The organism is Ancylomarina subtilis, from assembly GCF_004217115.1.
GTDB classification, from domain to species: Bacteria; Bacteroidota; Bacteroidia; order Bacteroidales; family Marinifilaceae; genus Ancylomarina; species Ancylomarina subtilis.
This window is the reverse complement of record NZ_SHKN01000002.1, coordinates 456,427-475,438: the sequence shown is the minus strand read 5'-3', so window position 1 is coordinate 475,438 and position 19,012 is coordinate 456,427. Positions and strand designations below refer to the sequence as shown.

Genomic DNA, 19,012 nt, shown 5'->3' with positions numbered 1-19,012 from the left:
CCAGAAACCGACCATTAAAATCGATAACCAGCCTTTTGCAATTGCTTTAAATTTGTAATGGGTTTATTAGGCTTCAATTCTTTTCCAATAAACTTATAGATTTTCACTCGTATCTCTTTTGCCTTTTTAGTATCCATCCGATCAAATGAATGCCCGCCAGGCACCCCTTGAAAAATCTCGTATTCAAACGTTTTCCCATCCGCTTTTAAAGATTTTATCAGATGCTCAACCTCTAAAACATTCACATCATCGTCAATGGTATTGGTATGAATCAGCAGTGGTGTATTCTGAAACTTGTGCGTATTCCAGGCTGGTGAACGTCGGCGATACTCAGCCAAATTATCGTTAGCCGTTTTACCAATATGATAGTCGGCCGAGTACAAATCGCGATAGTCCTGAGTCATATATCCCATACGAGCAACTAAATCGCTTACAGGAACACCAGCAAAACCCACCTTATAATCATTGGGATGATCGAATAAATTAAAAAGCGTAATCATACCACCATGACTCCATCCCATTATCCCCACTCTATCCTTATCAACAAAATCGTAATTTTCAATCATGTAATTTCGGCTCGCGTATACATCCTCAACTTCTAATCCACCATAATCAATCTTCTCGTAGTGCCCTTTTCCATAACCTGTGCTACCGCGATATTCTGCCGCAACAACAATATATTCCTGAGCAATTAACTCACGAATAATATGCGTATAATATGTAGTGAAATCGCCATGTACACCACCGTGTGGCAACACAATTAAAGGGTATTTCTTATCAGGATTGATATTTTTAGGAATAAAGGTATACGTCCAGAATTTCACAGGATTCCCCGCTCCTTTGGCTGTTGGATTCTTTTCTTTCCATTTTGGAGGCCCGTAAATGTAAAGCTTATCAATATGAGCCACATCGCCAACTCTCTCGAACCAAATCAAATCGTCCACCATTTTTTGCAGACGATCCATTCGATGTTCCAAATTTGCATTGTAATTTTTAAGATCTTTCAACTCTTCCCGGACGGGATCCAAAGTTTGTGCTTTCACCCCAAGCCCTAAAAGCATTAGGAGTAAAAAACTGAAGTAAATTCTTTTGTTCATTGTTTGTGTTTTAGGTTAGCAATAAAATTGCAAGCCTAATTTACACAAATCAATAGAAATAATTCAACATTACTTATCTACAAATCGACAACATTATTAAACATATTTCCCCGAACCTTCTCAATTAACAAAACACAATTATAGAAATAACAATTACAACAATAAAACAAACAATACAATCTTACAAATATTCAACAACAACATATCATACCCTCAAACACAATAATTTATATAGAAATAATTGTTTTTAAAATAAATATTTTAGTAAATTAGAACCACACACAAATACATACATAATAAAGATATATCCATAAACTATAGTATCTATCAGTACTACAATAAAATTAACAATTTATTTATTTGAAATATTTATTACAAATGGACGAAAGCTTACTCTACTTATTAAAGGAATTATTAAACAGAAATAGAATAAAAATTAATAATGATGAACTGAAACTACAACTATTGGGGCATCCATCCTATCCAAGCTTACATTCAATCACGGGTGTATTAAATCATTTCAACATCCCAAATCTAGCAGTTGAAATTCCCAAAACTAAAGAAAACATCAACTATCTACCTGATCATTTTATAGCTCATATTAATGATGAGCATGGTGAGAATTTTGTTTTAGTGGATAAATTCGATCAGGATTTCAAAATCACTCGAAATAAAAATAAAACAGAGAGAATCAAATTAGAGCAATTCCAAAATATTTGGACAGGAATTGTAATGGGAATAGAAGATGATGAATTGGAACTTGAAAATAGAACAGCAAACTTAAATATATCCCAAGCTTTATTATACCTAAGTCCCTTTGTAATAATAAGCATATTTATTTACCTCAGACCTGAACCTCCTCAATCATTGCACTTTATACTCTCGGTAATTGGCATATTAATATGCGCTTTGATAACCATACATGAGAATGGAACACAGTCAAAACTATTAGATAAATTTTGCACAGGAGGCAGTGAAAAAATAAACTGTAATGATGTATTAAACTCAAAAGGAGCACAATTTTTTGGTAAAATTAAACTTGGAGACATTGGGATAATATATTTTCTAGGATTAACAATATTCTCAATCTTAACAATCTTAAGCCATCAACAGTTTACAAACACCTATCTTATAAGCGTAGCTGCGTTACCATTTACATTATACTCCATATATTATCAGTCAGTAGTCGTAAAAAAATGGTGTTTATTGTGTCTAAGTGTAGTACTTGTTTTATGGATTCAATCAGGCGTAGCTTTACTTGAAATATCAAACAACTCACATATTTTATTAAATATCTCTTCGCTATCACTAGCATTAATAAGCCTATACGTATCCATCACATTTTGGATGTTTATTTCCACAAAGCTTAAAAGCCAATCTGAACTATTGAATTTGAAAATACAACACCACAAATTCAAAAGAAATTTTGAAATCTTCAACAGCCTTTTATCTCAAAAGAAATCTATTGACACCCATATACCCAACTGTGACGAAATCGTTTTTGGATCTAAAGATCCTGGCTTAGAAATAACACTTATCACAAATCCTCTATGTAGTTTCTGTAAAAATGCACATAAACTAATTCATCCAGTTTTAAAAAGAGATTTGAATATTAAAGTTACAGTTCGCTTTAATCTATCTAAAGACACCAATAATCCTGCTCATAAAATTGCATCAAAACTATTAGAAATCTACCATACCAAAGGTGAACAAGAGTGCCTCACAGCCATGAATGAAGTTTATTCTGACGCATCATATCTAAAATGGTTAGAAAAATGGGGCAATGCAAAAAACAAAGACTATTCGAAAATACTCAACAAAGAAGTTGACTGGTGTACTCAAAACAACATCCTTTTTACACCAGAGGTGCTATTTAATGGTAAATCATACCCTAAAGAATATGATTTTGAAGATGCACAATATTTCATTGACGATTTAATAGAAATTGAAGAAACAATAGAAGAAGAATTCGCCACAGTCTAATAAACTTATTCTATCAACACTTAAACTGAAGTCTCAACAGTTTTAAAATGTTCGAGATATTATACTATTAAAAATAAATTATTATGAAAAAATTACAAGAATTAATTGGAGTTAAAATACTTAGTAAAAAAGAACAAAAAGCAGTTAAAGGAGGATACTCGCCATTAGACCAAATAGCTTGCATACATGATGAGAGCTGTGGAGAAGGATGGGAATGTGCTGGTGACACTTGCATGCCAAAAGGAGAAGAATATCATTAAACACAAATACACTAAATATTCTAACTGAAGTCTCGACAGTTTTAAAATGTTCGAGAAATTATATTACTAAAAATAAATTATCATGAAAAAATTACAAGAATTAACTGGTGTTAAAACGCTTAGTAAAAAAGAACAACAAGCTGTTAAAGGTGGAATAAAACAATTGCATCCATGTGGTGAAGCTGGTGGAGTTATTAGTAATAATCCCGATGTTTGGTGTGATGTTGTATTTAATGGTGTGTGCTGGATCTGTCGCTAAATAAATAACTTAAACAATCTATTATCATGAAAAAATTACAAAAACTAACTGGAGTTAAAACGCTTAGTAAAAAAGAACAGAAAGCTGTTAAAGGCGGAATTGGCCGTTCAATACCCTGTCAAAAAGATGGTCTTTGTCCTGAAGGGTACACATGTATTATGTCCACGTTTATATGTGGTACGGAGTTCCCAGAATAAATTTTATTACAATAACAAAGAGGGTTCAAAGTAATAAAGACCCTCTTTGTTAAACACAATCATTACTCATTCAGCCAACACTCACCTGATAAATAGAAAGAGTGTCTTTTGTGATTTTATAACGATCATCCATACGGTGACCGACTAGCCAAACAATTTCCTCACCAGAAACCAAAAGCCAGGCATTTTCCTTATCGGTTAAAGAGAATTTATTATCGATAAAATAATCGGATACTTTTTTTCGTCCTTTCATGCCAATGGGATGAAACATATCTCCTTCCTTCCATTTACGCAGTTTCAGAGGGAAAGTCAATTTATCAGCGTCGAAACATGCAACATGTGGATCCGTCGAAAATTTAAACTCCAAAGGGCGATCAAACAACTTACTTTCAAAAACGCACTCACCTAATTCAATGCGATCATTTTTATCTAACTGATATTCACGAAAATCTTTTTCTCCTTTCTCAGTCAACACCAAATAATCTCTATCACGAAGAAGTTGATAATTTTCAGTATAAAACATTTTCCCTGAAATTGAATCCAACGACTCAATAATATTTACAATCCCACGCGAGTGAAAACCATAAGGCTGTAAAAGCTCGTACAAATGAGAAACTGGAGACGTTAACTTTTTAAGTCCGGCAATCAAGATCAACAAACGGCCCTCTTCCTGATCGACAAAACTCAACCGTTTTTTTAGAATATCCTGATTGTAAATCTGTTCAACATCACGAAATCGTCGCACATTTTCATTCATTGTTTTTTGAATGGCCGGATTGATTTCTTCCAAAACAGGAATCACCTGATGACGGATTTTATTCCTTACAAAATCGGTCTGAATATTGGTATAATCCTCACGATATTCCAACTCATTTTGCTCAGCATAAGTTTTGATTTCCTCTCGGGTAAATGGCAATAAGGGACGAACCAATTTCCCTTTCTTTGCTTTTATTCCTGTCAAGCCATGAATACCCGTACCCCGAGCCAGATTGATCAAAACCGTTTCAATCACATCATCGGCGTGATGAGCCGTTAGTATGTACTGACAATCATTTTCCTTTCGGATCGTTTCAAACCAATTGTAACGTAAATCGCGAGCTGCCATCTCAATGGAAATTCCATTTTCCTTGGCATAATCAGTCGTTTCAAAGGTGATGGAATGAACCGGAAAATTGTACTCTTTCCCTAGGTTTATCACAAAATCTTCATCGCCATCCGAATCTTGACCTCTTAACTGAAAATTGCAATGTGCCACCACACAGTCCATCTCCATTTTATGCAAAAGATGGAGTAAAACTACAGAATCGAGTCCTCCACTAACTGCAATCAAAAGCTTTTCATTTCGATTAAACAATTCTTCTTTTTCGATATGGCGGACTAATTTTCTATGCATTTCAGTTATGATTATCGGCTATCCATCACAATCATCGGAAGACCAACAACTGACAACAGACAACAGTGGTTAAGTACTAGTCATTTCCCAGCACCTGCTTAATTGCCTTCGCTTTCAGCAGACATTCCTGGTATTCCTTTTCAGGTTCAGATTGCATGGTGATGGCACCTCCAACCATGAAGGAAAGATAATCATCTTTGGCGTTATATTGTATGCTACGAATCACAACATTAAAATCAAAGTCAGCTTCGGGGGTAATATATCCCACAGCCGCAGAAAAAAGGCCGCGTTTGGTCACTTCATACTTCTCAATCAATTTCATGGCACGAACCTTTGGCGCCCCCGTCATCGATCCCATAGGAAAACTGTGTTTGATACAATCGACAAAATGAGCATCGTCACGCAATTCCGACACCACAGTTGAGATCATTTGATGCACCTGAGGAAAAGTATAAATACCACACAATTCCTCGACTTTCACAGTCCCTTTTGCAGCTGTTCTGGATAAATCATTACGAACCAAATCCACAATCATGATATTCTCTGCTCGCTCCTTTGGATCGGTATATAAAAACTCCTTAATCTGCTTATCCTCCTCTGGATTTGCACCTCTTTTAGCTGTGCCCTTAATGGGTTGAGATATAATCTTTGATCCTTGCTTTTTGATGTATCGTTCCGGTGATGCCGACAGCAGGAACTTATCTCCCAAGGCATAATAACATGAATAAGGTGTAGGAGAAACCTGTCTTAAACTTCGATAAGTTTCCAAAGGATCTATTTTGCAGTGTTCAGCATAAAATTCCTGACAAAAATTAACCTCATAAATATCACCTAAACGGATATGCTCTTTTAATGCATTCACGGCATCTAAATATTCCTGTTTGCTTATGCGATGTTTTATATTGGGCACCAATGAGGCTTTCGGATCCTCAATTTCCGTTTCAATAATTTGATGAATAAGCTCCTCCACCTCTTCAGCAGAATTCTCTTTTTCAAAATAATGAACTTCAAGATGGGATTCTTTCAAAGCCAAAACCCAACGCGGCTGAAAAAAATGAAGAGCCGGCATTTTCACTCCGTCAAAATTCTCAGACTTTAAATCTTCCAATTCATTTTTCAGATCATAGGTCATAAAACCAAACCACCAATCCTGATTCTTATCGTAAGTCTGCCTCAAAGTCTCAAAACAATTCGCCTCAACCTGGATCTCCTGCAAAGCAGCTATTCCAGCCAATAACTCGTATGAATTGTATTCCTTTTTCGAATTGGCTTTTTGATTCACATCATGACTATCGAGAACAGCAAACCTTTTAAATGGCTTGCTCCAAATCAACAACTGCTGCTTAAACCGATTGGTATCCGATATCTGAAAACTTAAAATTTTACGCATGCCGCAAAGATAAAGCAATTTCAGAGGATTAATTAATCGAGCATAAAAAAATGCCTGCCATATAAATGGCAAGCATTTTTTTATAATAATTAAGTTCAGAACCGATTACAATTTCACAATCACACGGCCTCGACTTTTCTTGTCGATCATTTTATCGATATAGCTGTCCAACTCTTCAAGACTGCACTCAGTAATTACGTCTGCCAGGTTTTCACACTGCCATTCATCAGCCAACTTATCCCAAACTTTCTGACGTAATGCCATGGGACAATTTTGAGAATCGATACCAATCAGACTAATGCCTTTTAAAATAAAAGGATAAACTGTTCCATTCAAATCACCTGATCCAATATTACCACAACAGGTTACATTTCCCATAGGCTGACAAGCTTTTAAAAGTGTCGAAAGCACATTCCCGCCTACCACATCGATAGCACCAGCCCACTTTGGTCGCAACATAGGTCGTCCCGATTGATCATCGGTTTCGGTCTTATCAATTCTACTGCTTGCACCCAATTTCTTAAGCGTCTCTTCACCATCACTCAAATCAGATGTTGCAGCAATCACCTCAAAACCCAAGTGATTTAAGATACAAACGGCAACAGCGCCAACACCTCCTAAAGCCCCGGTAACAACAACAGGCCCCATTTCAGGTGTTTGTCCTGCAGCCAACAAGCGATAAACCGATAAACCAGCTGTAAAACCAGCAGTTCCGTGTACCATAGCTTGTTTCAAGCTTAAATTCTTAGGTTTGCGTACAACCCAATCAGCAGGAACACGAATGTATTCACTAAATCCGCCATCGGTATTCATCCCTAAATCATAAGAAGTTACAATCACCTCATCACCAACTTGAAATCGGGAATCAGAAGAAGCCTCGACAATACCCGAAGCATCAATCCCTGGTGTGTGAGGATAATTACGAGTCACCCCTTTATTACCAATACAAGAAAGAGCATCCTTAAAATTTAATGATGAATAGCTGACACGCACAAGCACATCGCCTTCAGGCAAATCAGACAACTGACGTTCTTCAATTCTTCTACTATATTTTCCATCCTCTTCGTTTACACGTAAGGCTTTAAAAGTTTTTGTCGATTCCATAATTGATCTCAATTCTATTTGTTCCGGATTATCCTTATCTTGTGCAAAGTTACAAGGAGTTTATCTATTAATCAAGAGCTTACATTTAGGTCTGCCACTAACATTTCGGTCAGAAACACTGATTTATAAGTCACTAATCTCAATAAATTTTGGAAAAAGGTTACTGCCCCGTCGATACATTCATCAATTTCGTCAAAGGAAAACGAAAGGCAACCATCGTCTTACACCTCAAACAAGGCACTAAGCGTTATAAGGAATTGAGTCAGCTCCTGCCTGATATCAGCGATAGAATGCTCAGCAAAAACCTAAAGGAACTGGAAGAAGCCGGCATTATCAACAGAAAAGCCTATCCTACCATTCCACCTAAAGTTGAATACAGCTTGACCGAACTGGGGGGGCAGATCTCACCTATTTTAAAAGCCATGCTAAAAGGGGGCCGTTTGTTTGAGAAAAGAATGGAAGAATAAACCAGCCTTAGGTGTAGATCAAACGAATTAGTCTTAGATATAAACGCTTCACCCGACAATTCATGACGTAGTTCATGACATACCAAATAACGGCAATGGCTGTAAGTGTTGGCATATAGGCACCATGATATGGGATCAAATCTAAATTCACCAACAAAACTGCAAGCAAAATAACATAAAGAATATATTTATTCACTTTCACATATCTCACAAAGAAAGCTTCTTCCAAATTCAGTTTCCAGTTTTGAATTTCTGAATCATCAATCCCACAAGCAAGTGACTTCAACGCAATTTTATACTGACCTGATAAATTCAGATTTTTATCTTGCTGACCCAATATCATATAAGCCCGGGAAAACATTTCAGCCAAAGATCGCCATTTTTCTGAATCTTGAGTTTCAAGCTTTAAATACGCTGCCTCAAATTGGATCATATCAGCATAAGCCTTTTGACCATAGAGCTTATTCACTTCATCATACAATTCCGTTGCACTATATTTTTTAAGCTTTAACATCTTCATTTGGATTTAGAATCTTAATAGCAGACTTTCGTGTTTTAAAATTCCGAATATAATTAATTTCTCAACAGATTCATGTGCAAAAAAAAACGGCACACATATTCATGTGTACCGTTCTCTATATAACAAGAGTTAAGATTATCGCTTAGCGATTAGGTCAACCACTTTTAAGATAACATCAACGGCTTTCTGCATAGAGTCAACCGGAACATATTCGAATCGACCATGGAAATTGTGCCCCCCTGCAAAAATATTAGGACAAGGCAAGCCCATATACGATAAACGGCTACCATCAGTACCGCCACGAATTGGAACCACTTTAGGCGTGACACCCACATCTTTCATAGCCTGCTCTGCAATGTCAACAATATACTTAACTGGCTCAATTTTCTCGCGCATATTAAAATACTGGTCCTTCATTTGAAGTGTCACATTTTCTTTACCGTACTTCGCTCGTAAATCTTTACAAATGATTTCAAATTTGTTTTTACGCGCATTGTAAGCATCCATATCAAAATCACGGATGATGTATTGAAGTTTTGAATTCTCGACGCTTCCTTCAATCCCCAACAGGTGATAAAATCCTTCGTAATTTTCGGTTTTTTCAGGCACCTCATCCTTTGGTAGGTGTGATCTGAATTCCTGAACAATATTCATCGAATTAATCATCTTATCCTTAGCCATTCCTGGATGGACATTACGCCCTTTAAATGAAACTTCGGCATAGGCTGCATTGAAATTTTCGAATTGCAACTCCCCTATTTCACCTCCATCAAGCGTATATGCGAAATCTGCACCAAATTTTTCCACATTGAAAAAATCAGCTCCCTGACCAATCTCCTCATCGGGTGTGAAACCAACATGAACGGCACCGTGTTTAATTTCCGGATGATTAATCAGATATTCAACTGCCGTCATAATCTCAGCAACTCCGGCTTTATCATCAGCACCCAAAAGTGTTGTTCCATCAGTTGTGATTAGAGTTTGTCCTTTATACATTTTTAGATCCGGGAAATCCGCCACCTTCATCACAATATTTTGCTCCTTGTTCAAAACGATATCGCCTCCATCGTAGTTTTCAACAAACTGAGGTTTTACATGTTTTCCCGTAAAATCAGGGCTGGTATCCATGTGCGACACAAAGCCTACAGTAGGAATTTCCTTGTCCATATTCGATGGCAAAACAGCCATTACATACCCATTCTCATCTACTGAGACCTGGCTCATACCCATCTCTTCAAGCTCCTTAGCCAATTCTTTAGCCAAAACCATTTGTCCGGGAGTACTTGGTGTTAAACCTGTTTGTGTATCAGATTCAGTATCAAACTGAACGTATTTTATAAATTTATCTACTACTGCAGTCATTTTATAGTATTGTCTTTTATTTTTAATAATTTATTTAAACATCGTCAGACTTAAACTGAAAGCCCAAGCGCTTACCAGTCTTAATATTTGCATTCTGGATTTTCTCCTCGATATCGGCAACGGCCAAAATTTTAACATCATCATATGGTGGTACCAATAAATCAAAATTCAAGGAATAGTTAATGGCCGTTTCCACAATCTTTCTTAAGCTATTCTCATCACTAATCGATTGTGATAAATCGTGCTCCAATAAGCCCATCTGTCTCTTTCCTTCAACGATATAATGCTTTTCCTGATTGATAAAAATACGGGCAACCAAATAACCTAAGTCTTCAGATCGGTTATACTTGAATGAATCGGATAAGAAATTATAAATATTGATAATCCCTGAATAAGCATTATCGGGCTTTTGCTTCACATAGTCCTTCTGCCAAACAGCATGATCTCTATCGAACTGAAAAACATTGGAGTACATGCTAAAAACAAGAATATCCGAGGCAACTCGAATTTGGGCCTCAGATTTACCTCTATCAACATATTCCAATTTTACAGCATCCTGTTCGTCCTCAAGTTCATTATTGTATTCCTCTACCAAATTCTCAAGAACCCGTTTCAACTCATCAAAAACTTCAGATGTATTTTTATAAACCAGTTGTTTTAAAATAGATTTTTCGCGAATCGTCTGTAAAATGGCCGATTTAGTATTAAGTATATTCATCATATATCGTATAAATAATTAACCTAATTTAAAATGATTAGATAAAGGTAAAAAAAAACCGCCTCCGAGAAATCGGTGACGGTTATTTATAAGTTTAAATTTCGTTAAACAACAAAATTTCTAAAATCAATCGTATTTACGAGATTAATATGATTTGGCAAATACAACACGTTGAGTCGATGGCTTACCTGTTACCATACAAACACCTTCTTCCTGCTCATTATCAAAAGGGATACAACGAATTGTTGCTTTAGTTTCATTCTTAATTTTTTCTTCAGTTTCTGCTGTACCATCCCAGTGTGCTAAGAAAAATCCAGTTTTAGTTTCCAATAACTCCTTAAACTCATCATAAGTATCAACCTTAGTTGTCTTCTCTGTTCTGAAATCAAGTGCTTTTTGGAAAATGTTATTCTGAATTTCTTCAAGAAGATTTTCAATTAAATCCTCAACGCCATCAACAGCAACAGTTTCTTTAGTTAAGATATCACGACGAGCTAACTCAACCGTTCCATTCTCAAGATCGCGAGCACCCATAGCCAAACGCACAGGTACACCTTTCAATTCATACTCTGCAAATTTCCAGCCTGGCTTACGGTTATCACTATCATCAAATTTAACAGAAATTCCTTTCGCTTTAAGTTTAGCCACAATAGGATCAATCACCTCTGCCAGCTTAGCCAATTCTTCTTCTTTACGGTAAATTGGTACAATCACAACCTGAATTGGAGCCAATTTTGGAGGCAATACCAAACCATGATCATCAGAGTGAGCCATTACCAAAGCTCCCATCAATCGAGTTGATACTCCCCATGAAGTTGCCCAAACATAATCTTCCTTACCCTCTTTGTTTGTAAACTTAACATCAAAAGCCTTTGCAAAATTTTGTCCTAAAAAGTGTGACGTTCCAGCCTGAAGTGCCTTACCATCCTGCATTAGAGCCTCAATACAATAGGTATCAAGAGCACCCGCAAACCGCTCAGATTCAGTCTTTCTCCCTTTCAAAACAGGAACGGCCATCCAACCTTCTGCAAAATCACCATAAACATTGATCATCTGCTCGGTTTCAGCCAAAGCTTCCTTCTCAGTAGCATGAGCAGTATGGCCTTCTTGCCATAAAAATTCTGCAGTACGTAAAAACAAACGTGTACGCATTTCCCATCGCATCACATTTGCCCATTGATTAACTAAAATAGGCAAGTCGCGATATGATTGAATCCAATTTTTATAGGTATTCCAAATAATTGTCTCTGAAGTTGGACGAATAATCAATTCCTCTTCCAAACGAGCCTCGGGATCAACAATAACACCTTTCCCATTGGGATCGTTCTTCAAACGATAATGGGTTACAACTGCACATTCTTTTGCGAAACCTTCAACGTGATCAGCCTCCTTACTTAGAAATGACTTAGGAATTAAAAGAGGGAAATAAGCATTCTGATGTCCTGTGTCCTTAAACTTTCCATCAAGTACTGCCTGTATTTTTTCCCAAATAGCATAGCCATAGGGTTTAATCACCATACAACCTCGAACTGCAGAATTTTCTGCAAGATCTGCCTTAATTACTAGATCGTTATACCATTGCGAATAATTTTCGCTTCTACTGGTTAAAACTTTTGCCATTTTATATTGTTTTGGTATAGTATTTGCTTACTAAATAATACTTAAAAGCTGTTAAAAATTCCTTTTTTAATGATAAATATCAAAAACAAGGACTTAAGACTTTTAAAATTTGGCTACAAAAGTATAAAATATTATTAGATAATCATATTGAAGGCTAGACATGAAACTTAGGAGATCAAATAATTATTAAACACATTTTAGGCGCGATTTTTGCATATACTTAAGTGGATTAATAATCCAATCCAATCAACTAAATTACATTAAAGCTAAACCTTAAATCATATCCAGATGAAAGCTTACTTCAAATTATTAATCGTTCCCTTGCTAATTGCAACGGCTTGTTCTCCATCCTATGTGGGAACATCAGCCTATCAGGATGACATTTATTACGTTCCTGGTGAGGCATCACTAATTGATCAGGAAATGGAAGTATACACCTCCCGTTCCGATCAAAAAGCTCCAACTATCGTCAATCAAACCAACGTTGAGCCGACCACAAAGGCTACTTTCAAAGATGATAGAGATTTCCAACGCATTCAGGAACAATACAATCAAATGATTCAAAATGATTCTATTGAGACGATCGACACAACTTTCTATAACGAAGATCAAGGCTACTACTTAGGCGAGTTTAAGGGAAGTGAGTGGGATCGTGAAGATGCGGAAAGTCTAAGACGATGGTATCCTCAAGGTTTTGGATTTTACGACAACAGTGGCTATAACACAGCCATGTGGTTAGCTGGTGATCCAGACTGGAATGTTTATGTTGACGGAGACAATGTTTGGTGGACACCTACCTGGACAAATTTCAATTATTATAATGCATTCCGATTTTCACCTGTTCGTTATGGTCGAACTTTTGCATATAGCTATCCTCATTACGGGTCAAGCTTCAGTTTCGGATTTGGTTTAGGCTGTGGTTTCTACGATGATTTTTATTGGGGATTAAATTTTGGATGGGGATATCCTTACTATAACAATTATCCATATTATGGCAGTTGCTACCCATACTACGGGTACAACCATTATCACCATGGAGGCTATTATGGTTCCTCAAGATACTCCAATAACTATTATGGACACAGAACCAGTGTGGGAAGTAAACTTGGTACAAAAAGCACCTATACCAACAGAAGTGCTGCAACAAGAACCAACGGAACTGTCAGTCGAGTAAATCGTTCTGCAGGCTATACAAAATCAGGAACTACGACTCGTCGATCTGCTACTACTGCTCAAGAAGCTGTCAGAAGAAGTACTGCTGCTCAAAGATACGGTTCACGCAATAGTAGAAGTTCATACAGCAATCGTGTTGGAACAAATACCCGAAGAACAAATGTAACGGGAACTACTAGACGCTCGAACTATCAGGGAACGACAACAAGATATGGTACACAAAACCGCTCAAACTATAGAGGAACCAAAAGTGCTACGACAACCCGAAGAAGGACAAGTAACTACACAAAGCCTCAAAGCAATTCACGTCCATCGTATAATAACTCAGGAACCAGACGATCGACGAATTCAAGAGCGACAAGCACAAGAACATCTCGATACAGTAAAGTGAAAAGTTCTCCAAGCTACAACAGAAGTTCAACAAAGAGCTCTTCTAGCTCATACAGACCTTCCAGATCATCGTCATCGCGTTCTTCTGGCGCTGTTCGCTCTTCTGGCTCTTCTTCTAGATCATCCAATAGCGGAAGCCGTTCAAGCGGTGGCTCAAGAGGAAGAAGACGATAAATAATGAGTCAATTCTGGATATTGATTTACAATTTTTCTTAACCTACTATAAAATACGCATGATTATGAAAAGATATATCACATTATTATTCCTTACAGTCTTTTCTGGAATATTATACGCCCAAACGGCAGATGATGCTCTGCGATATTCTCAACAGCATTATACCGGAACCGCACGATCAACAGCAATGGGAGGTGCCTTTGGAGCCCTAGGTGGTGATTTTTCGAGCATTGGAATCAATCCCGCCGGATTGGCTGTCTACCAAAGCTCTGAATTCACTTTCTCGCCTACAATGGAAATGAGAAAAAGCACCAGTGGTAATTTAAACGATGACAAATTCACTTTTGGAATTAGCAATATTGGTTATGTAGCCACTTTTAAACCGAGAATAACATCTAAAGATGGCTGGCAAAATTTCAACTTTGGAATTGGTTACAATCGCATCAATAATTTTAGAAAGTCTTCCATCTCTCAAATTTCAGCATCTGAAAGCAGCATGCTTGATGTTTTTGAAGCAAATGCAGATGGATTAACTGAAAACCAATTAAACTCAACGGAAAGACTAGCTTACGAAACTTACTTATTGAATCCACAAGATGAAAACCCTCTAGACTATGATCTTCCTATCTTTCCTGGTGAAAAAATGAACCAAAGAAAAACTATAGAAGAAAGAGGACATATGGGTGAATTCAACATTGCTTTAGGAGCCAACTATGCTCACAAGCTTTATCTGGGAGCTACTCTTGGTATTCAAAGTATCAATTACAAATCAACTGCTCGTTTTACTGAAAGTACTTTAAGCAGTAGTGCATCAGATTTAAACGATTACTATCTTGAAGAATATGTAAAAACAACTGGTGTTGGTGCTAATCTTAAATTAGGTCTTATTTACAAACCCAATCAAAACATCCGATTAGGTGCTTCGCTTCATACACCAACCTTCTTCTCAATGGAAGATGAGTTCCAAAATGAAATAGCATCTCATTTTAAAACTGAAGATCTTGATGGTTATTCGAACTATCGTGACAGAACTCGACTATCAAGCTACACCTACAAATACCGCACGCCCATGAAATTTACTTTAAGTGGTGCAGTTGTATTATCCAAGAAAGCCCTTATCAGTCTGGACTACGAGTTTATCGATTATTCAAACGCTAAATTCTCGGATGGTGAGGATGATTTTGATTTCAATGGAACTACCGAATTTCCAGAAGCAAACGATATCATTAAATCATCTTACGAGAGTGTAGGAAACTTAAGAGCTGGTTTAGAATACCGAGTTTCATCAGCATTTAGCTTAAGAGGTGGATTTGCAAACTATGGAAATCCTTACAAGTCTAGTGCTGTCGACGAATCCTACAATGTTTATTCTGCTGGTTTTGGTATTCGTCAGGGAAATTTCTTTTTCGATGCTGCTTATAGTTACTCAAATAAAGATGAAGCATATTTATACTACAGCTCTCAAGATTTAGATGGGAATCTAATCTCTTCAGAAAGAGTAAACCTCGAAGATGAAAATCATCAGGTTAGATTAACTTTTGGATTCAAATTTTAATCGGTAATCAAACAGGATTTGACCCCAACAAAAAAAGCTCCCAATGGGAGCTTTTTTTATTCTATATAGTGTATAGTCTAAAATAAATTTCTAATAAACTATCTAATCATTCCAGCTGCAACTGTCTCGTTAGTTCCTTCATCAATTAAAATGAAACTTCCCGTGTTGCGGTTTTTCTTATACGAATCAAAAAACAACGGCTTAGCTGTCTTAAGTTTTAAACACGCAATATCATTTAAACCAATTGCTTTATCATCCGTCATTTCTTCCAAAGTATTAATATCAACTTTGAAATTTACACTACGAACCATACAACGCGTTTCATTTGAGGTATGCTTAATGGTATATTTACCACCTGCCATCATCGGACGCTCATTCATCCAACATACCATTGCATCGAATTCTTGCTCCATAACAGGAACATTATCTGCAGATACAATCATATCTCCTCTTGAGGTATCGATTTCGTCATTCAATCTTAAGGTGACAGATTGAGGCGTAAAAGCCATATCCAATTCACCTGTCATAGTATCAATGGCTTTAATTGTACTTTCTTTGCCCGATGGTAAAACTTTCACCTTATCGCCTGGTTTAAACACACCACTCGCTACACGACCAGCAAAACCACGATAATCATGATATTCATCGCTTTGAGGACGAATCACATATTGTACAGGGAAACGTGCATCTTCATGATTTCTATCGTCAACAATTTCAATAGTTTCCAATAAATTCAACAAAGTCTCCCCCTTGTACCAATCCATATTCTCAGAAGCATCAACCACATTGTCACCAAATTTGGCTGAAATAGGAATAAATCGAACATCTTTTATATTCAATTTATCAGCTACTTTCTGATATTCGTTCTTAATATTTTCGTAAGTCTCTTCTGAATAATTCATCAAGTCCATCTTATTGATACAAACAATAAGGTGAGGGATTTGAAGCAGATTTGCAATATATGAATGGCGAAGCGTTTGTTCGATCACACCGTTACGAGCATCAACCAAAATAAGTGCGCAGTTGGCTGTAGAAGCCCCTGTTACCATATTTCGAGTGTACTGAATATGACCTGGTGTGTCAGCAATAATAAATTTACGTTTAGGTGTCGCAAAATAGCGATAGGCCACATCAATGGTAATTCCCTGCTCACGCTCGGCTCTTAAACCATCGGTCAATAAAGCAAGATCAACCTCAGTGTCACCACGTTTTTGGCTTGAAATTTCAATAGCCTCCATTTGATCTTCGAAAATGGCTTTACTATCATACAACAAACGACCAATTAGGGTACTTTTACCATCATCAACACTACCAGCAGTAGTGAAACGTAAAAGCTCCATATCTAAATATCCTGATGTTTTATCTGACATATTTATTTCTTTTTATTCTAGATTTATAAACGAGAACTGAATCTCTAATCTATCTTCTGATTCAGATAAAATTATATCTGAATTTATATTTAAAGCTTGAAGTGGTTTAAAAGTACCCTTCTTTTTTACGATCTTCCATAGCGGCTTCAGAACGTTTGTCATCAGCACGTGTTCCACGCTCTGTTGTTCTTGTTGCAGCAACCTCCTCGATAATATCTTCAAGGCAATTCGCTTGTGACTCCACAGCACCAGTACAGGTTGCATCACCAATGGTTCTGAAACGTACGATACGCTTTTCAACGATCTCAGTGTCGCGCATAGGAATACAATCAGACTTTGCCAACAGAGTTCCATTACGCTGGAAAACTTCACGTTCGTGAGAGAAATACAAATTAGGAATCTTGATATTTTCTAAATAAATGTATTGCCATACATCCATCTCAGTCCAATTCGAAATAGGGAAAACTCTGAAGTGCTCACCCATATTCTTTTTGCCATTGAATAGGTTCCAAAGCTCTGGTCTCTGATTTTTAGGATCCCACTGACCAAACTCATCACGATGAGAGAAGAAACGCTCTTTTGCACGAGCTTTCTCTTCGTCACGACGACCGCCCCCCATTGCACAATCCACATTTAATTCTTCAAGACCATCAAGCAAGGTGACTGTTTGTAATTTATTTCGACTTGCATTATAGCCAGACTCTTCCATTGCACGTCCCTGATCAATAGAATCTTGCACATATCGAACAATAATTCGTGTACCTGTTTCCTCCATTAACTCATCACGAAATTCAATCGTTTCAGGGAAATTGTGGCCTGTATCAACATGCATTAAAGCAAAAGGCACTTTTGCCGGAGCAAAAGCTTTACGCGCTAAATGAAACATGATGATAGAATCCTTTCCTCCCGAAAATAACATCACGGGATTCTCGAATTGAGCTGCAACTTCACGAATCACATAAATCGATTCAGCCTCCAGTTCTCTTAAGTGATTTATATTGTATTCATTCATTCGAAAAAATTTTATTTACTCTTCTATTCTGTGATCGAAATCGATCTCCAGTATTGTATATTTTTATATTTCTAATTAACTACCAGTCTGGCTTATATCTGATATAATGGCATCAACCAAATAACGAACAGACTCTTCAATAGACAAATCTGTTGTTTTAATTTCCAAAAATGCATTTTCAGGGGCTTCAAAAGGTGCATCCAAACCTGTGAAGTTTTTAATTTCACCATTACGAGCTTTTTTATACAAACCTTTTACATCCCTTTTCTCACACTCTTGATACGAGGCATTGATGTAGATTTCTCTAAAGTCATCTTCTCCAATAATTTCCTTTGCTTGTTTTCTGATTTCAAGAGTTGGGCTTACAAAGCAATTAATTGTGATGATGCCACAATTCACAAACAATTTAGAAACCTCTGCAATACGACGAATATTTTCCGTTCTATCTTCCTCAGAAAATCCCAGATTTTTATTTATGCCTGTACGAATATTGTCTCCATCAAGAATCTGAGTAAGAAAACCTCTTTTCTGAAGCTCTTTTTCCAATCCAATAGCAATAGTCGTTTTTCCTGATCCGGAAAGCCCGGTCATCCAAATCACACGTGCCTTTTGATTTAAGAATTGCTCCTTCTCATCCCGACCAATAATTCGGTCGAAAACGGGGTGAATATTAGTTGCTTTTGTACTCATTAATCCATTTTATATAAATACAATCAGTTGTATCTGATTCAGAAAACGCTATTCGTCAATAATGAAAGATTCCTAACCCATTATAAAGCCTGATCCTTCAAAAAAATCAGACACAAATGTACAATTTCTAAGATGATTATAAAAATTTTAGACTAGGAATACACAGGCTTGATTTTACAGTAGAAAAAGATATCAATACTCACGGATAAAAATCAAGCTTTGCCACACAAAAGTCGAATTTCAGGTATAAAAAAAAGCTTCCTAAAAAGGAAGCTTT

The 19,012-nt window shown here is 36.8% G+C and carries 18 protein-coding genes; 7 read left to right on the top strand and 11 right to left on the bottom strand.

From position 1 onward, the window contains the following. Positions 1–14: 14 nt before the first annotated feature. Positions 15–1,097, bottom strand: coding sequence for an alpha/beta hydrolase family protein (locus tag EV201_RS12960; protein ID WP_207224480.1), 1,083 nt, complete (start codon positions 1,095–1,097; stop codon positions 15–17). Between the two features lie 378 nt (positions 1,098–1,475). Between EV201_RS12960 and EV201_RS12955 the strand changes: the two genes are divergently transcribed. From EV201_RS12955 to EV201_RS16395, 4 genes are all read left to right on the top strand, one after another. Further along, positions 1,476–3,080 (top strand): vitamin K epoxide reductase family protein, encoded by a 1,605-nt coding sequence (locus tag EV201_RS12955; protein ID WP_130308059.1) that lies wholly within the window; start codon positions 1,476–1,478, stop codon positions 3,078–3,080. An 83-nt stretch (positions 3,081–3,163) separates the two neighbouring features. Further along, the gene (locus EV201_RS16405) at positions 3,164–3,340 is read left to right on the top strand and encodes a hypothetical protein (RefSeq protein ID WP_165389654.1); all 177 of its coding nucleotides are present in this window, start codon (positions 3,164–3,166) and stop codon (positions 3,338–3,340) included. A gap of 82 nt (positions 3,341–3,422) precedes the next feature. Further along, positions 3,423–3,599 (top strand): hypothetical protein, encoded by a 177-nt coding sequence (locus EV201_RS16400; protein ID WP_165389653.1) that lies wholly within the window; start codon positions 3,423–3,425, stop codon positions 3,597–3,599. 26 nt (positions 3,600–3,625) lie between these two features. Continuing rightward, complete coding sequence (locus EV201_RS16395; protein ID WP_165389652.1) at positions 3,626–3,796, top strand: hypothetical protein; 171 nt, start codon at positions 3,626–3,628, stop codon at positions 3,794–3,796. 70 nt (positions 3,797–3,866) lie between these two features. Here EV201_RS16395 and tilS read toward each other — a convergent pair whose 3' ends face one another. From tilS to EV201_RS12940, 3 genes are all read right to left on the bottom strand, one after another. After that, positions 3,867–5,189, bottom strand: coding sequence for a tRNA lysidine(34) synthetase TilS (tilS, locus tag EV201_RS12950; protein ID WP_130308058.1), 1,323 nt, complete (start codon positions 5,187–5,189; stop codon positions 3,867–3,869). 76 nt (positions 5,190–5,265) lie between these two features. Further along, a complete protein-coding gene (pabB, locus tag EV201_RS12945) occupies positions 5,266–6,579 on the bottom strand; it encodes an aminodeoxychorismate synthase component I (RefSeq protein WP_130308057.1) in 1,314 nt (437 codons plus the stop codon). 105 nt (positions 6,580–6,684) lie between these two features. Then, on the bottom strand, positions 6,685–7,683 hold the full coding sequence (locus tag EV201_RS12940) for a YhdH/YhfP family quinone oxidoreductase (protein WP_130308056.1): 999 nt from the start codon (positions 7,681–7,683) through the stop codon (positions 6,685–6,687). 149 nt (positions 7,684–7,832) lie between these two features. On the opposite strand from EV201_RS12940, the gene EV201_RS12935 reads away from it, so the two are divergent. Further along, complete coding sequence (locus tag EV201_RS12935) at positions 7,833–8,150, top strand: winged helix-turn-helix transcriptional regulator (RefSeq protein WP_130308055.1); 318 nt, start codon at positions 7,833–7,835, stop codon at positions 8,148–8,150. 7 nt (positions 8,151–8,157) lie between these two features. On the opposite strand, the gene EV201_RS12930 is transcribed toward EV201_RS12935, so the two are convergent. The 4 genes from EV201_RS12930 to proS form a co-directional block, all read right to left on the bottom strand. Beyond that, positions 8,158–8,664, bottom strand: coding sequence for a hypothetical protein (locus EV201_RS12930; RefSeq protein ID WP_130308054.1), 507 nt, complete (start codon positions 8,662–8,664; stop codon positions 8,158–8,160). Positions 8,665–8,805: 141 nt separating this feature from the next. Then, positions 8,806–10,032, bottom strand: coding sequence for a peptidase T (pepT, locus tag EV201_RS12925; RefSeq protein ID WP_130308053.1), 1,227 nt, complete (start codon positions 10,030–10,032; stop codon positions 8,806–8,808). A gap of 34 nt (positions 10,033–10,066) precedes the next feature. Next, a complete protein-coding gene (locus EV201_RS12920; RefSeq protein ID WP_207224479.1) occupies positions 10,067–10,753 on the bottom strand; it encodes a hypothetical protein in 687 nt (228 codons plus the stop codon). A gap of 141 nt (positions 10,754–10,894) precedes the next feature. Next, entirely contained in the window at positions 10,895–12,370 is a 1,476-nt protein-coding gene (gene proS / locus EV201_RS12915; protein ID WP_130308052.1) for a proline--tRNA ligase, read from the bottom strand. Between the two features lie 288 nt (positions 12,371–12,658). Here proS and EV201_RS12910 point away from each other — a divergent pair, with 288 nt between their 5' ends. Continuing rightward, positions 12,659–14,107, top strand: a complete 1,449-nt coding sequence (locus tag EV201_RS12910) for a hypothetical protein (protein ID WP_130308051.1) — start codon at positions 12,659–12,661, stop codon at positions 14,105–14,107. 65 nt (positions 14,108–14,172) lie between these two features. Next, on the top strand, positions 14,173–15,663 hold the full coding sequence (locus tag EV201_RS12905) for an OmpP1/FadL family transporter (RefSeq protein ID WP_165389651.1): 1,491 nt from the start codon (positions 14,173–14,175) through the stop codon (positions 15,661–15,663). A gap of 98 nt (positions 15,664–15,761) precedes the next feature. On the opposite strand, the gene cysN is transcribed toward EV201_RS12905, so the two are convergent. The 3 genes from cysN to cysC form a co-directional block, all read right to left on the bottom strand. Further along, complete coding sequence (gene cysN / locus EV201_RS12900) at positions 15,762–17,033, bottom strand: sulfate adenylyltransferase subunit CysN (protein ID WP_130308049.1); 1,272 nt, start codon at positions 17,031–17,033, stop codon at positions 15,762–15,764. Between the two features lie 106 nt (positions 17,034–17,139). Further along, on the bottom strand, positions 17,140–18,045 hold the full coding sequence (gene cysD, locus EV201_RS12895) for a sulfate adenylyltransferase subunit CysD (RefSeq protein ID WP_130308048.1): 906 nt from the start codon (positions 18,043–18,045) through the stop codon (positions 17,140–17,142). A gap of 75 nt (positions 18,046–18,120) precedes the next feature. Then, positions 18,121–18,735, bottom strand: coding sequence for an adenylyl-sulfate kinase (gene cysC / locus EV201_RS12890; protein WP_130308047.1), 615 nt, complete (start codon positions 18,733–18,735; stop codon positions 18,121–18,123). Between the last annotated feature and the right edge of the window lie 277 nt (positions 18,736–19,012).